Below are 17,079 nucleotides of genomic sequence, written 5' to 3'. Positions count from 1 at the left end.
CCGCCGTCGCCCCTCATGGATCGCGCCTACGAAAAGGCCCTGTTTCTCGCGGTCTCCGGACTTGAGGACGAGGCCGACATCCAAGCCTTGCTCGACGGAGCCTGCAAGGATGACCCGGCGATGCGCGAGCGGATCGAGTCGCTTTTCAAAATCCAGACCGAAGCGGAGTCGTACTTCGACGCGAAGCCCGAGGAAAAGAAACCAAGCACCCCTGAAAAGTCGGACGACTCGGAGGAGCTCGATACCCGCATTGGCCGTTACCGGATCATTGACCGGGTCGGCGACGGCGGCTTCGGAGTGGTTTACTTCGCCGAGCAGACCGAACCGGTCCGGCGCAAGGTCGCGCTGAAGATCGTGCGCCCGGGAATCGACACCGAGCATATCATTTCCCGTTTCGAAATGGAGCGCCAGACGCTGGCGCTGATGGACCACCCGAACATCGCACGGGTGCTCGACGCCGGATCCACCGCCTCAGGCCGCCCGTTCTTCGTGATGCAACTGGTGGACGGAACATGGATCACGAAGTTCTGCGACGAGAACCGGATCGGCCTCACCGAACGCATCCGGATGTTCATCGCGGTCTGCAAGGCAATCCAGCACGCCCACCAGAAAGGCATCATTCATTGCGACATCAAACCGTCGAACATCCTGATCACGATGCTCGATGGCGCCGCGACACCGAAGGTCATCGACTTCGGGATCGCGAAAGCAATGGAGGGCGAGTTTGCGAACCAACCCACCCCCTCGGCGTTCCTGTCGATCGGAACTCCGGCCTACATGAGCCTTGAGCAGGTCGACGGACGCGGCCTCGACATCGACTCTCGCAGCGACATCTACAGCCTAGGCGTGGTTCTCTACGAACTCCTCACCGGATCGACTCCGCGGGATCCGAAGAGATTCGAGCCCTTCGACCGCGACAAACTCGGCCGCATGCTCCGGCGCGAGTCCGTCCTCAGCCCTTCCGAGTCGCTCAAGGCACTTCCGCCCGAAGCGCTGGAGGAGATTTCGACCACGCGCCGGATCGAGCCCGCCAAACTGCTCAAGACCCTGCGTGGGGATCTCGACGCGATCGTGATGAAGGCGATGCAGGTGAACCGTCAGGACCGGTATGCGACGGCCAACGAACTGGCTGCGGAGCTTTCCCGGTACCTCAACCACGAACCCATCACCGCCAGCAAAGGCAATCGCGGCTACCGGCTCCGCAAGCTGGTCCAGCGCAACAAGGTCGTCTTCGCGGTCGGCACGGTGGCCGTTGTCGCCCTTGCCGGTGGCTTCGGAGTATCCACCTGGCTGTTTTTTGCTGAAGCGGAGGCAAAGAAGGAGCAAGAGCGGCTCACGGAAGCCTCCAATCGGGCGCGGGCACTCGAGGCCGAGCTCCGGAAACGGGCGGAAGCCGGCGAGGCCGTGTCCCAGGCGGCCGTGTGGATCCGCGACAACCGGCTCGAGGAAGCCAACGCTCTGGTCGAGGACATCGAACTCAGCAACGTTCCGAACTCCCTCGAAGCCGCGGACACCTTCCGCGCGGTCGGCGAATGGCTGTTGCCGCAGGGACGGTTGGAAGAAGCGGCGAAGCGCTTCGCCGCCGTGGCGCAGTCGCTCTCGACCGTCGACAAGTCGAACTCGGAGTCGATCTCCATCCACTTTGTCGCGGCCTCGGCCGCGCTGGTGGCAGCCGGAGATCTCGAACACTACGAGGAACTCCGACAAATGGCGGCAACCCGTTTCTCGGATGCCACCCACCCGTTCACCGTCGACGAGATCCTCAAGACCTGCCTCATCATCCCACCCGATCCTGACTTGCTGGAGCGTTTGAATCCGATGCTCAAGCTTCTCGACTCGAATCTTCCCTGGAGCCGCGAGGACCTTCAGCAGGAGGTCATGGAGGCGTGGCAAATGCTGAGCCTCACTCTCGGAGCCTACCGCAACGGGGAATTCGCGCTGGCCGAAAGCTGGGCCCGCCGCGGCTTGCAGCACCCGAATATCAGCCACTCGCGAGATGCTTCACTTCGTGCCGTGCTCGCGATGGCTCTCTACCGCAGTGGACGCGAGAAGGAGGGCTACGCGGAGCTCTCATCAGCCCGCCGGGCGGTCGACGAACATTTCGAAGGCGACTACATCCACTGGACCGAGGAGGGTGGCTACTGGTTCGACTGGTACAATGCCCGCATCCTCTGCGAAGAGGCGGAGAAGCTGATGGGAGACGATCCCGAAAGCACCGACTCCTGAAACTCCGCCACTGACCGGGGACGGGACATCCTCCAATTGCCTGCGCCGGTACACGAAAAGGCCGGAGCAGATGCACCTGCTCCGGCCAAAGGGCTCACTTTTTCTCGATCCGTGCGAAACCCATGCACGGATCGGGAGTCCGCGAGAGTGAAACCCCTGCCGCCGCATGCGCGACGGCAGGAGTTGGAAGTCGCACGATTACTCGCCGGTCTCTCCGAAGAGGCGACCGAACAGGCGGCCGTCGGCAGCTTGGGCCGAACCGATCGTCGCTTGGACGTCGTTGAGGTCGCCGTTCGGGGTGATCACGAAGGTCACTCCGCTGGTCGGACCGCCGCTGACTTCGGGAACGAGGACCGTGGTCCAGGCATCGAGGACGCCGAGGTCGCTGCTGTGCTCGACGCTCAGGGTCGCGGCACCGCGGGCTGCGGCATTCAGCATGCTGAAGTTCAGGACCAGTCCGCCGCCACCGGTGCTGGTCGCAGTCGGGAGAAGGCCGAGGGCGTTCTCATCCGGGCTGGTAGCACCGAGGAGGAAGGCGAGTCCGTTCGGGACCGAGTCACCGTTCTTGTCGTCCTCGAAGGCTTCGCCACCGGACCATGCGTCATACGGGGAACCACTGACCGCGACCACGCTGACCACACCGGCACCGGTGAAGTGGACGTCGTCGATGTTGTCCGCGCCCGAACCGGTCGCACCGTAGGTGCCGGCCGCAACCGGCCCGCTGCCGAAGTCGAGAGCGGCCACCACTTCGGTGCCGGTCACGTTGACCACCGCTCCGGTGTTGATGAAGAGCGTGGCGGTGTCGGACAGCGAGGTGCCGTTGATCGCAAGCGTGCCGCCGTTGACCGTGGTGTTGCCGGTGAAGGTGCTGACACCGTTCATCGTGAAGGTGCCGGCCCCGGCCTTGGTCAGGCCGCCGTTGCCGGTGCCACCGAGGAGTCCCTTGAGCGAACCGATGTCGAAGCCGTTCGAATCGATCGTCATACCGCCGCCGTTGATGGTCAGCGATGTCGAGGCGCCACCCCAGAAGTTGAGGAAGTTCGGGTCGCTCACGCTGGCGCGGAGCGTTCCGCCGTCGACGGAGACCGTTCCCGAACCGCCCGTGGCGATCCAGCGAGCTTCGAGGACACCACCGCTTTCGATCACGGTGCTTCCGTTCCAGGCATCAAGCGCGAAGCCCTTGACCTCGCCGCCGTTGCGGATGGTGATCGTGCCGGTTCCAGCTTCGATGACACCACCGGAGCCGTTGATCATGCCGCCGTCGACGGTCACTTCGTGGCTACCGCCGTTGAGCGCCATCTTCATGTCGGTTCCTGCGTTGACGTTGACCACACCGCCGTTGCCGACGTTGAGGATACCCTTGGCACCGTCGTAGCGGCCGAGGATCAGCCAGCGGTAGGTGGCGGAGGCCACGTTGACCACACCGTTGGATCCGACGTTCATCGTTCCCAGCGCGGTGTTGTTACCGGCGTGGGCGATGATCAGATCGCCTTCCGAAGTCACGGTGCCGTTGGTCACGTTGACCGTGCCTTGGTTCTGCTCGTCGAAGCCGTTGCCGTCCTGAACCATGAAGGTTCCGCTCGTCGTGATCGAACCACCGTTGATGATATCGATCTGACCTTGGGTCAGCGCGCCGGTCCAGGCGCTCGATGCGACGCGGATGCCATCCGCGCTGATCGAACCGCCGTCGACGGTCACCGAGCCGTTACCTTGGTTGCGGCCGGCGAAGAAGAACCGTCCGGGCATCGAGATGCTGCCGGTCGGGGTCACTGTAAGCGCACCAGCGTTGCCGACTCCGTCAGCGATACCGATGTCGCCAAACAGCGTGGTGGCACCGTTGAAGACAGCCGAGCCTTCGTTCACCGCGACGTAGGCGTCGGCGGTGTAGGCGCCGAAGGTCGCGGTTCCCGCACCGATCTTGGTGAGGACACCGGTCGAATCGGTCGCACCGTTGAAGGTGAGGTTGGCAGCGGCATCGAGCGACTGGTCACCCGCGAGCATCACTCCTGCGTTGAAGATCTGCTCGTTGGCCGAACCGTTGGTGATGCCGGAGGTCACCGTGAGGACTTCGGCAGCATCAGCGCCGATCGTCACGTTGCCAGCCGAAGCATCGAAGGCGAGGCTCTTGATCTCGAAGTCCGAGCCGAGGATCGTGGCTTCGTTGGCGGCGCCATCGGCCGAGAAGACCACGTCGGTCGGGACATCCGGTGCCACAACGGTGCTGCTCGCGCCGGTGTCATCGGTGGCCCAGTTGAAGCCCGCGCCGTCCGGAGAATCCCAGTAGGCATCTTCGCCGCCCTTCCAGAAGGCGGTGGCGGGAGCGAGCGAGGTGATCACCAGTTGCAGCTCATCGCCGGCGACCTGGAGTTCCCAGTCGTATCCGGTCGGAGCCGAGCTGGAGACCGAGAAGTCGTTGACGTCGATGCCGGTCGCGCCGCTGATCAGCGTGCGGGTGCCGAGACCGAGCGTTCCGACCACCTCGAGATCGATGGTGACGGTGTTGCCCGGAGCGGTGTAGGTGCCACCGGTGATCGAAACCTGGTCAGCGGAAGCGCTGCCGACCTCGAAGGTCATGTAGTTCCAGGTCGCGAGCGACAGACCGTTCTGCAGTTCGAGCACATCGGTCGCGGCTCCGTTGACGAAGTCGAATTCGGCGTCGTCGCTCAGCACCATCGGACCCGCGAACGAGCCGCTACCACCGAGGCGGGTGTAGCCGGCAACGGTCGTCGCGCCGGTGAAGGTGTGAGCTCCGTAGAGACGAAGGATACCTTCCCCGATGACGTCGAGGCCACCACCGGTCGAAACCGCATCTTCAAGCAGCGCGTCCTGCACCCCGAGGGTGAGGGTGTTGGTGTCGATCGTCACACCGCCCGCGAAGACATTCACGGTTTCGGTTCCGGATCCCGTGAAGTTGATGAAGTTCGGGTTGTCCAACGTGGCGCGAAGAGTCGCATCATCGAGATTGACGGTCTTGTCGGTGCTGCCACCGCCAAAGATACCCGCAAACTCAAGCAGACCGCCATTTTGGACGGTGAGGGCGTTGGAGCCGGCGTTATCGTAGCCGAAGTCCACGAAGGTGTTGTCACCACCGATGATCTGGCCGCCGTTGATGTTGATCAGGCGTGCGCCGCCGTTACCCCAAGGTCCGGTCACGAGGTCGGTGCCTGCATTCAGGTTCACCGTGCCGCCCGTGTTGACGTTGAGCGTACCGTCGATGCCGTCGTAGGTTCCGACGATCAACCAGCGCTGGGTCGCGGTGCCGACGCTGACCGTCGCACCGTTATTGACGTTCATGACGCCGGAGCTGCCTGCTCCACCGCCCGAACCGACGCGCAGGTCGTTTTCGCAGTTCACCGTGGCGTTGGTCACGTTGATGGCACCGGAAACGACGTCCGCCGCACCACCCGCACCGACAGCCACGATGTTGTCGAAATTCAGGATACCGCCGGTGATGTTGGCGATACCGGTCGTCACGTGGGCAGGATCGCCGTCGCCGAAGCGACCGAGTTCGATACCGCCGAGGTTCATGGTGCCACCCGACTGGTTCAGCGTGGCGCTACCACCGAAGCAGCCGAGCCACATCGTTCCGTTCGCGGAATTGAAGGTGCCCGCCTGCATATTGAGCGTGGCGGAGCTGCCGAAGTCACGGCCCATGTCGAAGTTGTCCTGCTCCCACCAGCCGCCGGGGTTCGCGCCGTAGATATCGACGACTCCCGAGGTGTTGACGGTCATCGTGCCCTGACCGGCCGCACCGAGCATCACACGCGAGGCACTGAAGTTTGCCGTGCCGGTGATGTTGTAGGTGCCGACGCTGCCCGCATCGAGACCGATGAAGGCCCAGTTGCCGGTGCCCGTGGCGAGATCGCCCGCGCTGTGGTCGAGCTTACCCGAGTTTCCGCCCTGACCCACGAGGATGTCGACCGGAGTGAAGGTCGGGGTCGCGGTGATGATTGGCGTGTTGCCGGTGGCGATATCGACGCCGATGGACTGACCCGTCGGGTCACCGCTCCAGTTGGCGATCGTGTTCCAGTCCTGCTCGACTCCAGTGGTGCCGCCGACCCAAGTGATCGGAGGGGCAGCCGCTTGGGCCAAGGGCGTAGCAAACGCCGCGAGGGAAATCGCGGCGAGCGGTGTCAGCGGGGAACCTTCGAAAAGGTTGGGCTTCGTGGCGTTCGGTTTCATTGGGCTATTGTTGGATTCAGAGAGGTTTGCCGGGCCTTGGGCCGCTCGACGGAGGGAGCTGCTCCGGCAAGGCTCGGGAGGAATGCACGCAGGGGTTCGCTTTGCGCTGGGGATTCGGGTTTTGGGTCTGTTGGGGGGTTCAAATCCCCCGATTGGGTTGGAGCGGATGAATGGGATCGACCCGCCTTGTCCTGAAACACACGGATCCGTCGCGAAACCCGACACGGATGCGCAAAAAAAGTTTTCCGGACTTCACACAACCCGTCCCGGCGATCCGTCCAATGCCCCTGCACTCCCGGCGGTCACCCACCCCGAATCCCTTGATTCACCGGCCCTTAGCGGCCACCCCAATTCCCGCGAACGAAACAGAATTGCTGCTTCACCAATTTCGGTCGTCAGCGCCCGTCAGGACCGCCCCATCCCCAATCCTCACCTTTTGAAAACTCGGCACGGACCCGTCTAGAGCCCTGTGACCTCTTCGTCATACGAGACCAAGACCAACGATGTCCAACTTGGCAAATCTGGGCGCTTGCAAGCAATCGTGCACCGTGCACTCTGCGCGGTGTTCACGTTTCGTTCCCCTTTTGAAACACGACCCCAACAACCACCTCGACGACTTGGCGCGCAAGTTTGCCGCAAGTTCACGCCAAGCGCCCGCGGCAAAAGCCGAGCCGCATCGCCACGGTAGAGGTCGCTCCAACTGGGGAGCTTACCTGATCGCGCTGATACTCGCGGTCATCGCCGCAGTCGCGGTTGCGGCGATCCTGCTGAGCCGCTGACTCAGGCGGTGCCGTTCTCGATAATCGAGAGGAAGCTCGACGGCTCGAGAGATGCTCCGCCGATGAGTGCACCATCAATGTCGGTGCAGGCCATCAGTTCGGCAGCATTGCCCGGCTTCACGCTTCCGCCGTACTGGATTCGGATGCGCGCGGCAGCATCGGCACCGAACTGCTCGCCAATCAGCGAGCGGACGAATGCGTGCGCCTCCTGGGCTTGCTCAGCCGATGCCGTGACCCCGGTGCCGATCGCCCAGACGGGCTCGTAGGCGATGACGGTGTCGATCAGATCCTTCTCGGTGACGTCTTTCAATCCGACGGTCACCTGGCGGCGCAGCACCTCCTCAAGCTTGCCGCCTTCACGCTCTTCCAGCGTCTCACCAATGCAGAAGATCGGACGCAGGTTCACCTCGCGGGCCTTAAGCACCTTGGCGTTGATGACCTCGTCGGTCTCGCCATAGATCGAGCGTCGCTCACTGTGCCCGAGGATCACGTAGTGCACGTAGAATTCCTTGAGCATCATCGGGCTGACCTCGCCGGTGTAGGCTCCCGAATCGAACTGCGAGCAGTTCTGGGCGGCGAGCGCCACGGAGGAAACATTGCCGAACAGCTCGCTCGCCTTGGCCAGAGAGACATACGGCGGAGCGATCACGATGTCGCTCGGGAAGGTCTTGTGCTGGACCTTGGGAAGGAACGATTTGCCGAAGTCCTCGGTCTCCGAGGGCCCCTTGTTCATCTTCCAGTTCGCGGCGAAAATCGGTTTGCGTTGCATGGCTTGTCGGGTGGGGTGAGCAGATTGCGGGCCGGGACCGGGTCAGGCTTCCGAGAGGGCGGCAACCCCGGGCAGTTCCTTGCCTTCGAGAAGTTCGAGCGACGCGCCGCCGCCGGTGGAAATGAAGGTCATCTTGTCCTCAAGACCGAACTTGTTGACCGCGGTCACCGAGTCACCGCCGCCGACAATCGTGACGCCATCGGTTTCGGCCACCGCCTCGGCGATCGCCTTGGTCCCGATCGCGAAACTACCGATCTCGAACACGCCCATCGGGCCGTTCCAGACGATGGTCTTCGACGCCTTCACCGCTTCGGCGAACTCCTCGATCGCCTTGTCGCCGATGTCGATGCCTTCCCAGTCGGCCGGGATCGCGCCGCCTTCGGAGTAGGGCGCGGTGACCTGGGTCTCGGCACCGTCCTTGAACTCCTGCGTGATGCGAGTGTCGGCCGGCAGAAGGAACTTGGTCCCCTTCTCTTCGGCGTTCTTGAGAATATCCAGCGCGAGGTCGAGCTTGTCGTTCTCGACCAGGCTCTTGCCGACCTCGTAGCCCTGCGCCTTGCGGAACGTGTAGGCCATGGCACCGCCGATGATGAACGCGTCGGCCTTTTCCATGAGCGCATTGATCACCTCGATTTTGTCGGAGACCTTGGCGCCGCCCATGATGACGAGGAACGGACGCTCCGGGTCGCGGAGCTTGTCGACGAGATACTCGAGCTCGCGCTCCATCAGGAATCCCATGGCGCTCTTCGTGACATGATGCGTGACGCCTTCGGTCGAGGCATGCGCGCGGTGCGCCGTGCCGAACGCGTCGTTGACGAAGATCTCGGCACTGCCGGCAAGTTGCTCGGCGAAGGCCGCGTCGTTGGCCGTTTCCTCGGAATGGAAACGGGTGTTCTCGAGAAGCAGCACCTGGCCGGACTCGAGGCCCGACCGCAATGCGGCGACTTCGTCACCAATGCAATCCGGAGCCAGCTTGACTTCGCAGCCGAGCAGTTCTCCCAAACGCACCGCAGCCGGAGCCAGCGAGTACTGGGGATCAGCCTGACCTTTCGGACGTCCGAGGTGCGAGCAGAGCACCAGCTTCGCGCCGCCTTCCATCAGCTGACGGATCGACGGCAGCGCCGCCTGGATGCGGGTGTCATCGGTGATCGCGCCGTCCTTGAGGGGCACGTTGAAATCGACACGCATCAGGACTTCCTTGCCCTGGACATCGAGACCGCGGATGGAGAGTTTGGCCATGGACGGCAGTGCCGCATGACCGCTGGCTTTTAGTCAAGCACCGCTTGATGCGCTTCCCGTCAACACCTCGGGGTGGGACGCCGGAGCCGACCGGTTGACCCGCGCCTCGACCGCGACCAGGCACACATCGTCCTCGTATTGGTAGACTTTCCGGAAGCCGGAAGCAGTTCCGACAATCTGGGCCGGCATCGCCGCCAAGGGACCGTCGAGTGCCTGGTCGAAGGCACTCGCCAACCGCTCCGGCCCGAACGCCTCGCCACTCCGGTCCTCGGCCTCGATCAGGCCGTCGGTGTAGAGCAGGAACACATCGCCCGCGTCGAGTTCCTCGCGATGCGACACGTATTCGGTTCCCGCGACCAAGCCGAGGGGCGGCTGGTGCTGGGGCGACGTCCACAGCGGCTTCGGCAGCCGGCCATTTCCCCGACGCGCCTTCAGCGGTGACGGATGCCCGGCCACCGCCCAGCTCATTTCCGACTTCGCCGGATCCAGAACCATGAGGAATGCGGTGACAAACAGCGTCTGTCCGCTCCTCGCGATCACTTCGTGCAGACCTTCATTCAAGGTGCCGAGGAACTCGCCCGGATTGCCGAGAGCTGAACCGTGGTTACCGACCAGCGCCCGGAGGATGGCGGTGACGAGAGCGGAGCGCGAACCATGGCCCATCACATCCGCGATCAGCACACCGACCCGCCCGTCTTCGAGTTCGATCAGATCAAAGAAGTCGCCACCCACCGTGCTCGCCGGCTGATAGAAGTGGGCGAAACCGAGACGCAGCGGAAAATCGGATCCCGCCGGCGACTCCGGATAGGCCGACGGCAACAGCGCCGTCTGGAACTCGCGGGCCATTTCCAGATCCTCGCGGATCACCGAAGTCTTCGACTCCACCTCGGCCTCGAGTTCGCGCTGGTAGCGCAGCACCCGGGAAGTCATCACCCCCACGTCTTTCGCAAGCGCCTCGATCTCGTCGCCGGTGCGGATGGACTCGATGTTGAGCAGCGCTTTCTCGGGATCGGTCGGAGGACCATCGAGCGGATCGGCCCGATGCAGCCGCGCGGTATCGGCCACGGCGCGGGCCGCGTCGCCGAGCAAATTCATCGGACGCAGGATCTGGCGGTCGATCAGCACGTAGCCGAGCCCCCCACAAACGAGCACCCCAAAGCCGGCCGCCAAGGCCACCCAGCCGAGCTGGGCCCTCACCGGAGCGACCACGCTCGACCGCCGCGAAGCGAAAATCACATAGCCCCCGGGATCGGCGTGCCGCTTGTCCTCGAGCGACGACTCGATCGCGGCGAACCCGGTCATCCACAGGTCGCCATTGGTGTCCTTCAGGGTCGTCCATCCGCAGCGCCCCACCAGCAAGGTCAGCATCGAGTCGTGATCGAAGACCAGAGCGGAGCCCTCCTTTCGGTCGAGCGGTCGTGAGATCACGACTCCGTCGGGGAGAATCACCTCGATCTTCTCCGCTTCCGCACCGACTCCCACGGTGGCGAAGAGAGGTGAGACCTCGATGACCATCTTCACCACGCCAACCGGCTGTCGGTCGGGACCTTGGAGTGAGAACACGAGATCGATCGAGTGCACTCCGGCACTCTCGTCGAAGTGAAGCACGTCCGCCCGGAACTCGCCTTCCTTCAGCCGGACACCTTCCTTCCACCAAATCTCGTCCGACTGATCAAAGTCGCTCGTCTTCCGCGACGCCGCGATGAGGCGTCCCACCGTGTCCGCGACGATCAACTCGGCGGTCGAAGGGTTGGTCTCGATGAACTCCACCAGGCGCTCCGCCGCGACATTCGAGATCACCGATTCCAGTTCCGGATCTCCGGGCTCCAGCGATGGCCACGCCTTCTCCAGTTCCACCAACTCCTTGTCGGCCTCAGCCGGATCCGCCTCGGCCTCAGCCGACTTCTCGATCGCCAGTTCCTGCACGGCGTCGCCCGCCGAGATCCACGTCCGCAGCTTGCCGGCCTCCCCGACCACCATGTGATCCATGTCCTCCGCGAGTGCGTGCGCCTCCGCCCCGTGGGCTCTACCCCGCTCGGCGAGCATGTGCTTGAAACCCACCGTCTGGAGGACCACCACCCCGACCACCAGAGGCAGCAACGCGGCCACGAGCAGCGCGACGATGAACTTGCCGCGCAATCCGGGTTTGAGGGGATTCACCCTGACAGCCTAACCGGCGCGATGGAGACAAGACCAGAAGAAGTCTGCGCGGAGCCGGTGGCAGGAGTCCGCGGCGAAACACCGGCCCCACGTAAGACATGGAAATCTGTCATACAGATTGACCCGTTCGGCCTGAGGCCTGCATCTTCCCCGCATGATCGATCGCATCCTCGCCAAGCGCATTGTCCCTGTCGTCGTGCTCGATGACGCCGAGTCCGCCGCCCCGCTCGCGGAGGCCCTTCTGGCCGGAGGCCTCGACATCATGGAGATCACCTTCCGCACCGCCGCCGCCGAGGAATCGATCCGAAGCATTGCTACTTCCTTTCCGGAGGTTCTGGTTGGCGCCGGCACACTTCTGACCCCCGAGCAGGCGCAGCGTGCCAAGGACGCCGGCGCGGTCTTCGGCCTTGCTCCCGGCCTCAACCCGGAGGTGATCAAAACGGCTCGTGCGGCGGGGCTCGAATTCTCGCCCGGCGTGATGACCCCGAGTGACATCGAGGCCGCGCTTTCGCTCGACTGCAAGCTGCTGAAATTCTTCCCCGCCGGTGCCGCCGGCGGCCCGGGCATGCTGAAAGCGCTCGCCGGACCCTACGCCCACACCGGCGTGAAATTCATCCCGACCGGGGGCATCAGCTCCGCCAACCTCGCCGACTACCTCGCCCTGCCGGTGGTCGCCGCCATCGGCGGTTCGTGGATGGTCGACAAGAAACTCGTGGCCGAAGGCAAGTGGGACGAGATCACCCGTCTGACCAAGGAAGCGCTCGCCGCGGCGAGCTGATTACCGTCTTACGGGGAGCATCGTAGGTCGACGGCGATTCCGAAAACCCGCACATCGGACTTCCGCCGGAAGCCCGGAGGAGGCAGGATTCCCGGGATGGATCGCGACGCCTCCCTGCCCCTCGACCGCCGCCTGCGGCAGGAGATCCTGTTCGCCCGCGAACGGGTCTACCATTTCGCGCAGCCGACGCCGCTCGAGCGACTGGAACTCCCGGAGCTTGATATCTGGGTCAAGCGCGAGGACCTATCGCCAATCAAGGCCTACAAGTGGCGGGGCGCCTGCAACCGGATGGCGGTGCTCACTGATGACGAGCGCGCTTCGGGCGTCGTCACCGCATCGGCCGGCAACCACGCGCAGGGGGTCGCCCTCGCCGCCCGCCAGCTCGGCATCCAGGCCCGGATCTACATGCCTCGCTCAACGCCCCGGGTGAAACAGGATGCAGTACGCAAACTCGGCGGTGACCTGGTTCAGATCATTCTCTCGGGAGACAGCTACGACGAGGCCGTGTCGGGGGCGAAGGACGATGCCGAAAGCACGGGCGCCGTCTATGTGCACGCCTACGACGACCTCCAGGTGATGGCCGGCCAGGGGACACTGGCGGACGAAGTCGTTCTTTCCGGCCACGGGCCGTTTGACGTCGCGTTTCTGCAGATCGGCGGAGGAGGCATGGCTGCGGGCGTCGCCGAGTGGCTGCGCACCTACTGGCCCGACATCCAGCTGATCGGCGTGGAGGGAGAAGGTCAGGCATCGATGAAACTCGCGATCGAATCCGGCGAGCCGACCCCCCTCGCCCAGCTGGACATCTTTTGCGACGGCACGGCGGTGCGGCAGGCCGGCAGCCTGCCTTTCGAGATCTGCAAACAGCATCTCGACCGAGTCGAGACCGTCACCAATGCCGAAGTGATCCGCGCCATTCGGTGCCTTTGGGAGGGCCTGCGCTGCGTATCCGAACCGTCGGGCGCGATGGGACTCGCCGCCGCGCTGAAGTGCCGTGAGCAACTTGCCGGCAAGCGCGTGCTGGTGATCCTCTGCGGAGCCAATGTCGACTTCCTGCAACTCGGGCACATCGCCGCTTCCGAGGGCGCCGCCAACATGCGGACCAGAACGATCCGGGTCCGGATCCCCGAGCGTCCCGGGACAATGCTGCAGCTCCTCGATACCTGTTTTGCCGGACTCACGATCACCGACTTCCAGTATGGCAAGGTCGATGACGACGCCGCATGGCCGATCTTCACCGTCAGCTCCGAAGATCCGGAGACCTTGGCTGGGCTCGACGGGCGCTTGGACAAGGGCGACTTTGAATGGACCGACCTTGCCGGAGCGATCGACGTCCGGTTCCGGGCGATTCCGCTGCGCTCCGACCTGCTCGCCCACCCGCTGTTCCTCCGGCTCGACTTTTACGAACGCTCGGGCGCCCTCCACGACTTCCTCGACCAACGGGTGCGCGACCGCGCCAACCTCTGCTACTTCAACTACCGTCAGTCGGGCGAACGCATCGGCCGGGCACTGATCGGCCTCGACTTCGCCAGCGAGCAACTCCGGGAAGAATTTGTTGCAGAGCTGCCACCCCACGGCGATGGCTACCGCCTGTGCGAACCTTTGCCTTCCGACTCCGCCGCGCGCCTCACCGGGCGGCCGGAATGATCGCCATGAAGTGGCTGATTCTCTTTCTCCTGATCTCCCCGCTCACCGCAGCGGACTACGAGCTGGTCATTGTCGCCGGCCAGAGCAACGCCCAAGGATGGAAGGGCGACGCGTGCCGCTATCCGAAGGGCCCTCCGGAAATCGATAGCTCGATCCCGATGTACTACGCCTCACCGGGAGTCGGATCGTCAGGCGGCAAGTGGCTCGGACTCGGGCCGCAACAAGGACTCTTCAAGCGCGGGCATTTCGGGCCGGAAATCACTTTCGCCCGCGAGCTCGTCGCGAATGGCCGGCGACCGGCGATCTTCAAGTTCGCTCTCGGGGGAACCCAACTCGAAGGCCGGTGGAAGCGCCCCGGCCAGGGAGGTCTCTACGACGAAATGGTGCGCGAGCTCGCGAAGGCCGGCCGAGCGTTCCGCAAGAGCGGCCACCGGCTCGTGTTCGGCGGGATGATATGGATCCAGGGTGAGTCCGATGCCATGGATGCCGGCAGCGCCGCGCGCTATCGGGAGAACCTCACCGTGCTCCTCAACGACTTCCGCAGGAACGTCGCGGGAAACCGCCGGCTTCCCGTCGTGCTCGGCGTCGATGAGCAGCACAAGTTCGTCGTCCGCCGGCCGATCATTGTCGAAACCCAGAAGTCGCTTGCGGAATCGGATCCGAAGATCGTCTTCACGACGATGCACCACCTCAAGAAGGCCGACGGCACCCACCTGACGCCGAAAGCCCTCGCCGAGCACGGCAAACGGCTGGCCGGCGCCTATCTGCAAATCGCGCGCTAGCCGATGCCAATGGGAGAGACTAACGGACAGCCATCTCGGACGAATGGGTACTGCCGGGTTCCCGAACCGCTCCGAACTCGCCGAGTGTCACCTCGATCTCGTGCTCACCGGAGGTGAAGTACGGCACACACGTTCCGTCGAGCTGCTTTCCATCGATCGCCAGGCCGACGACACCCGAGTTGACCCGGCCGGGATTCGACACCCGGATGTGATACGTCGCTCCCCGTACTTTGCGGGTCACCGAGAATCCGTCCCACGCGGACGGAATGCACGGATCGATCACCAGCCCGTCGTGCGCCGGACGCACCCCAAGGATGAAACGCGTCGCGGCCTGATAGGTCCACGAAGCCGTACCCGACAGCCAACTGTTGCGACCGAGCCCGAACTGCGGATGCTCGTCCCCTAGGATGTTCTGCGGATAGCAGTAGGGCTCGACCTCGAACAGGTCGATGTCGTCGTTACGCTTCGCCGGATTGATCTGCGAGTAGTATTCGAACGCCCGGTCCCCACGTCCGAGCATGGTTTCCGCGATCATCACCCAAGGATTCGAATGGAGGAAGATGCCACCATTCTCCTTGGCTCCGGGCGGATACGTCGTCACCCCTCCGATCTCCGGATCGTAGGCGTTATACCCGGGCCCGCTCAGCTTGATCCCGAAGCGGGTGTTGAGACGTTCGTTGACCGCATCAAGGGCGCTCAGCGCACGCTCGTCGGGAGCGAAGCCGGCCAGCACGGCCCACGACTGGGCGTTGGTGTAGATCGCACCGTGGGCGTTGTCGCTCGAGCCGAGGACCTCGCCGGACTCCATGAAGTAACGGACATACCACTCCCCATCCCAGCCGACGCCGTTCACGCGCGCGCCCATTTCGGCGTGATCGGACTCGTAGCGGGCAACCAAGTCGCGTTTCCCAAGGAATCGGCAAAGGTCGGTCAGCTCACGTAGGCCGACACCGTAGAGACAGGCGTTAAACAGACTCTCCGCATCTCCGGGAAGATTCACGGTGTCATTCCAATCGGCGTAGCCGAGAAGCGGAATCCCGTGGCGACCGACGTTCCGCTTCGTCCATTCTAGGGCACGCTGGAGGTGATCGAACACGCTCCCGCCCTCCCGTTCATCGATCGGGATGGCACCTTCGTAAAAGCTGATTTCCTCATCGAGGAATCCGTAGTCGCCCGTCTCCTTGAGAAACGCGCACACGGCCGAAACGATCCATAAATGGTCATCACCGTAGACCAGCTTGCCCTTCTCTTTCTCCTCCTCGGCATCGCCGCAATCGGCGTGCATGGTCGCCGGGTAAAACTGGTGCATCGCGGAACCGTCCGGCTTCTGGATGCTGAGCAGCTTCCTCAGCAACTCCTTCGCCTCGGACGGAGCACCGGCCATCCCGCCCATCACATCCTGGGAGCTGTCGCGGAACCCGATGCCACGCGTGCCGATGCCGAGTTGGTAGAGCGACAGGTAGCGCGACCAGTTCATGGTCATGTAGCACTGCCGCGGATTGTGGATGTTCACCATCGCATCGAACTCGGCGTCCGGTGTCTCGCACTGGAACACTGAGAGGTTCTCTTGCCAGAAGTCCGCGAGCCGACCGAACGCGGCATCCACTTCAGCCGGATCACTGTATTTCTCGACCACGAAGGGAATCCGCTCGCGCCGGTCCTGACCAAGCATGGTCACCGTCCGGACCTCGTCTCCCGAAGCGACGGATCCCATGCCGATCGCCAGCGCGCCGATGTTGTCGCCCCGACGCGCCTCGCAATTCGACAAACGTCCGCCCTCCGCCAAAGCACCGGGACAGGCCCACGTGCCGTATTCGTTGTCACCGAGAAACGCTTTCCGATCACTCTCGAACGAATTCACCGGACGGCTTGCGGAAAGGAAGTTCACGGCATCGTCCTTGCGCAGGAAAGGATACTGCAGCAGCGCCATCCGCCCGTATTTCAGCGAGAGCTTTTCGCTCATCATCGTCTGCGGAACCCAATCGGCATTGGTCAGTTGCTTGAGCGCGTCGAAGTGGCTGTATTCGACCACCGGTACGATCTCGATTTCGACCGGACGGCCACGCAGGTTCGTCACGCGGATGTCGCGCAGTTCGACCGCCTCACCCGCCGGGATGAAGATCGTGACCTCGGTCCGGATACCGGCGATCTCGGTGGTGATCTTCTGATACGAAAGCCCGACGCGGCACTCGTACGAGTCGCACGGATCAAGGCATGGCGTGAAGAACGGACTGATCACCGAAACCTCGTCGCCATCCCGAACGCGGAGGTAGAGCGTCGTGCCCTTGAACTCCGACGCCGGCATCTGCGGGATGTACTTCGTGATCCGGTTCAGACCCGGGTCACCGGCACAAAGCAACGCACCGCCGGTGTGGTCGACGATTCCCCCGAAAGCGAGGCAGCCGACATAGTTGACCCACTTCGTGGGAGTGCGCGGATCGGTAATCACATACTCGCGCCGATCGTTGTCAAAGAAGCCGTATTTCATGAATCCGGAAGAACCGAGTCGTCGTCCGCTGC

At 63.6% G+C, this 17,079-nt stretch carries 10 protein-coding genes; 5 read left to right on the top strand and 5 right to left on the bottom strand.

The features are described from left to right. The first annotated feature begins 15 nt into the window (after positions 1–15). Positions 16–2,226, top strand: coding sequence for a serine/threonine-protein kinase (locus tag HAHE_RS18710; protein WP_338686611.1), 2,211 nt, complete (start codon positions 16–18; stop codon positions 2,224–2,226). Positions 2,227–2,424: 198 nt separating this feature from the next. Here HAHE_RS18710 and HAHE_RS18705 read toward each other — a convergent pair whose 3' ends face one another. Next, positions 2,425–6,408: a beta strand repeat-containing protein gene (locus HAHE_RS18705; protein WP_338686610.1), complete on the bottom strand. Its 3,984-nt coding sequence runs from the start codon at positions 6,406–6,408 to the stop codon at positions 2,425–2,427. Positions 6,409–6,992: 584 nt separating this feature from the next. On the opposite strand from HAHE_RS18705, the gene HAHE_RS18700 reads away from it, so the two are divergent. After that, positions 6,993–7,187, top strand: coding sequence for a hypothetical protein (locus HAHE_RS18700; RefSeq protein ID WP_338686609.1), 195 nt, complete (start codon positions 6,993–6,995; stop codon positions 7,185–7,187). A 1-nt stretch (position 7,188) separates the two neighbouring features. Here the strand turns inward: HAHE_RS18700 and tpiA are convergent, their stop codons facing one another. The 3 genes from tpiA to HAHE_RS18685 are packed head-to-tail and all read right to left on the bottom strand — an operon-like array spanning position 7,189 to position 11,355. Further along, positions 7,189–7,956, bottom strand: a complete 768-nt coding sequence (gene tpiA, locus HAHE_RS18695) for a triose-phosphate isomerase (RefSeq protein ID WP_338686608.1) — start codon at positions 7,954–7,956, stop codon at positions 7,189–7,191. A 42-nt stretch (positions 7,957–7,998) separates the two neighbouring features. Continuing rightward, on the bottom strand, positions 7,999–9,195 hold the full coding sequence (locus tag HAHE_RS18690; RefSeq protein WP_338686607.1) for a phosphoglycerate kinase: 1,197 nt from the start codon (positions 9,193–9,195) through the stop codon (positions 7,999–8,001). A 33-nt stretch (positions 9,196–9,228) separates the two neighbouring features. Further along, the gene (locus tag HAHE_RS18685) at positions 9,229–11,355 is read right to left on the bottom strand and encodes a PP2C family protein-serine/threonine phosphatase (RefSeq protein ID WP_338686606.1); all 2,127 of its coding nucleotides are present in this window, start codon (positions 11,353–11,355) and stop codon (positions 9,229–9,231) included. Between the two features lie 154 nt (positions 11,356–11,509). Here HAHE_RS18685 and eda point away from each other — a divergent pair, with 154 nt between their 5' ends. The 3 genes from eda to HAHE_RS18670 all read left to right on the top strand — a co-directional run bounded on the left by eda (position 11,510) and on the right by HAHE_RS18670 (position 14,559). Next, complete coding sequence (gene eda / locus HAHE_RS18680; RefSeq protein WP_338686605.1) at positions 11,510–12,133, top strand: bifunctional 4-hydroxy-2-oxoglutarate aldolase/2-dehydro-3-deoxy-phosphogluconate aldolase; 624 nt, start codon at positions 11,510–11,512, stop codon at positions 12,131–12,133. A gap of 96 nt (positions 12,134–12,229) precedes the next feature. Further along, on the top strand, positions 12,230–13,777 hold the full coding sequence (locus HAHE_RS18675) for a pyridoxal-phosphate dependent enzyme (RefSeq protein ID WP_338686604.1): 1,548 nt from the start codon (positions 12,230–12,232) through the stop codon (positions 13,775–13,777). Between the two features lie 5 nt (positions 13,778–13,782). Further along, complete coding sequence (locus HAHE_RS18670; protein WP_338686603.1) at positions 13,783–14,559, top strand: sialate O-acetylesterase; 777 nt, start codon at positions 13,783–13,785, stop codon at positions 14,557–14,559. Between the two features lie 19 nt (positions 14,560–14,578). On the opposite strand, the gene HAHE_RS18665 is transcribed toward HAHE_RS18670, so the two are convergent. Continuing rightward, on the bottom strand, positions 14,579–17,047 hold the full coding sequence (locus tag HAHE_RS18665) for a GH36-type glycosyl hydrolase domain-containing protein (protein WP_338686602.1): 2,469 nt from the start codon (positions 17,045–17,047) through the stop codon (positions 14,579–14,581). Positions 17,048–17,079 lie beyond the last annotated feature (32 nt).

Origin of the sequence: Haloferula helveola (genome assembly GCF_037076345.1) — a bacterium.
Lineage (GTDB): Bacteria > Verrucomicrobiota > Verrucomicrobiia > Verrucomicrobiales > Akkermansiaceae > Haloferula > Haloferula helveola.
This window is presented reverse-complemented; position numbering and strand designations above follow the sequence as displayed.

Excerpts from the sequence above, each read along its gene's own strand:
- HAHE_RS18690 (WP_338686607.1), bottom strand. The coding sequence starts at position 9,195 with ATGGCCAAACTCTCCATCCGCGGTCTCGATGTCCAGGGCAAGGAAGTC.
- HAHE_RS18675 (WP_338686604.1), top strand. The coding sequence starts at position 12,230 with ATGGATCGCGACGCCTCCCTGCCCCTCGACCGCCGCCTGCGGCAGGAG.
- HAHE_RS18705 (WP_338686610.1), bottom strand. The coding sequence starts at position 6,408 with ATGAAACCGAACGCCACGAAGCCCAACCTTTTCGAAGGTTCCCCGCTG.
- eda (WP_338686605.1), top strand. The coding sequence starts at position 11,510 with ATGATCGATCGCATCCTCGCCAAGCGCATTGTCCCTGTCGTCGTGCTC.
- HAHE_RS18670 (WP_338686603.1), top strand. The coding sequence starts at position 13,783 with ATGAAGTGGCTGATTCTCTTTCTCCTGATCTCCCCGCTCACCGCAGCG.
- HAHE_RS18710 (WP_338686611.1), top strand. The coding sequence starts at position 16 with ATGGATCGCGCCTACGAAAAGGCCCTGTTTCTCGCGGTCTCCGGACTT.
- tpiA (WP_338686608.1), bottom strand. The coding sequence starts at position 7,956 with ATGCAACGCAAACCGATTTTCGCCGCGAACTGGAAGATGAACAAGGGG.
- HAHE_RS18665 (WP_338686602.1), bottom strand. The coding sequence starts at position 17,047 with ATGAAATACGGCTTCTTTGACAACGATCGGCGCGAGTATGTGATTACC.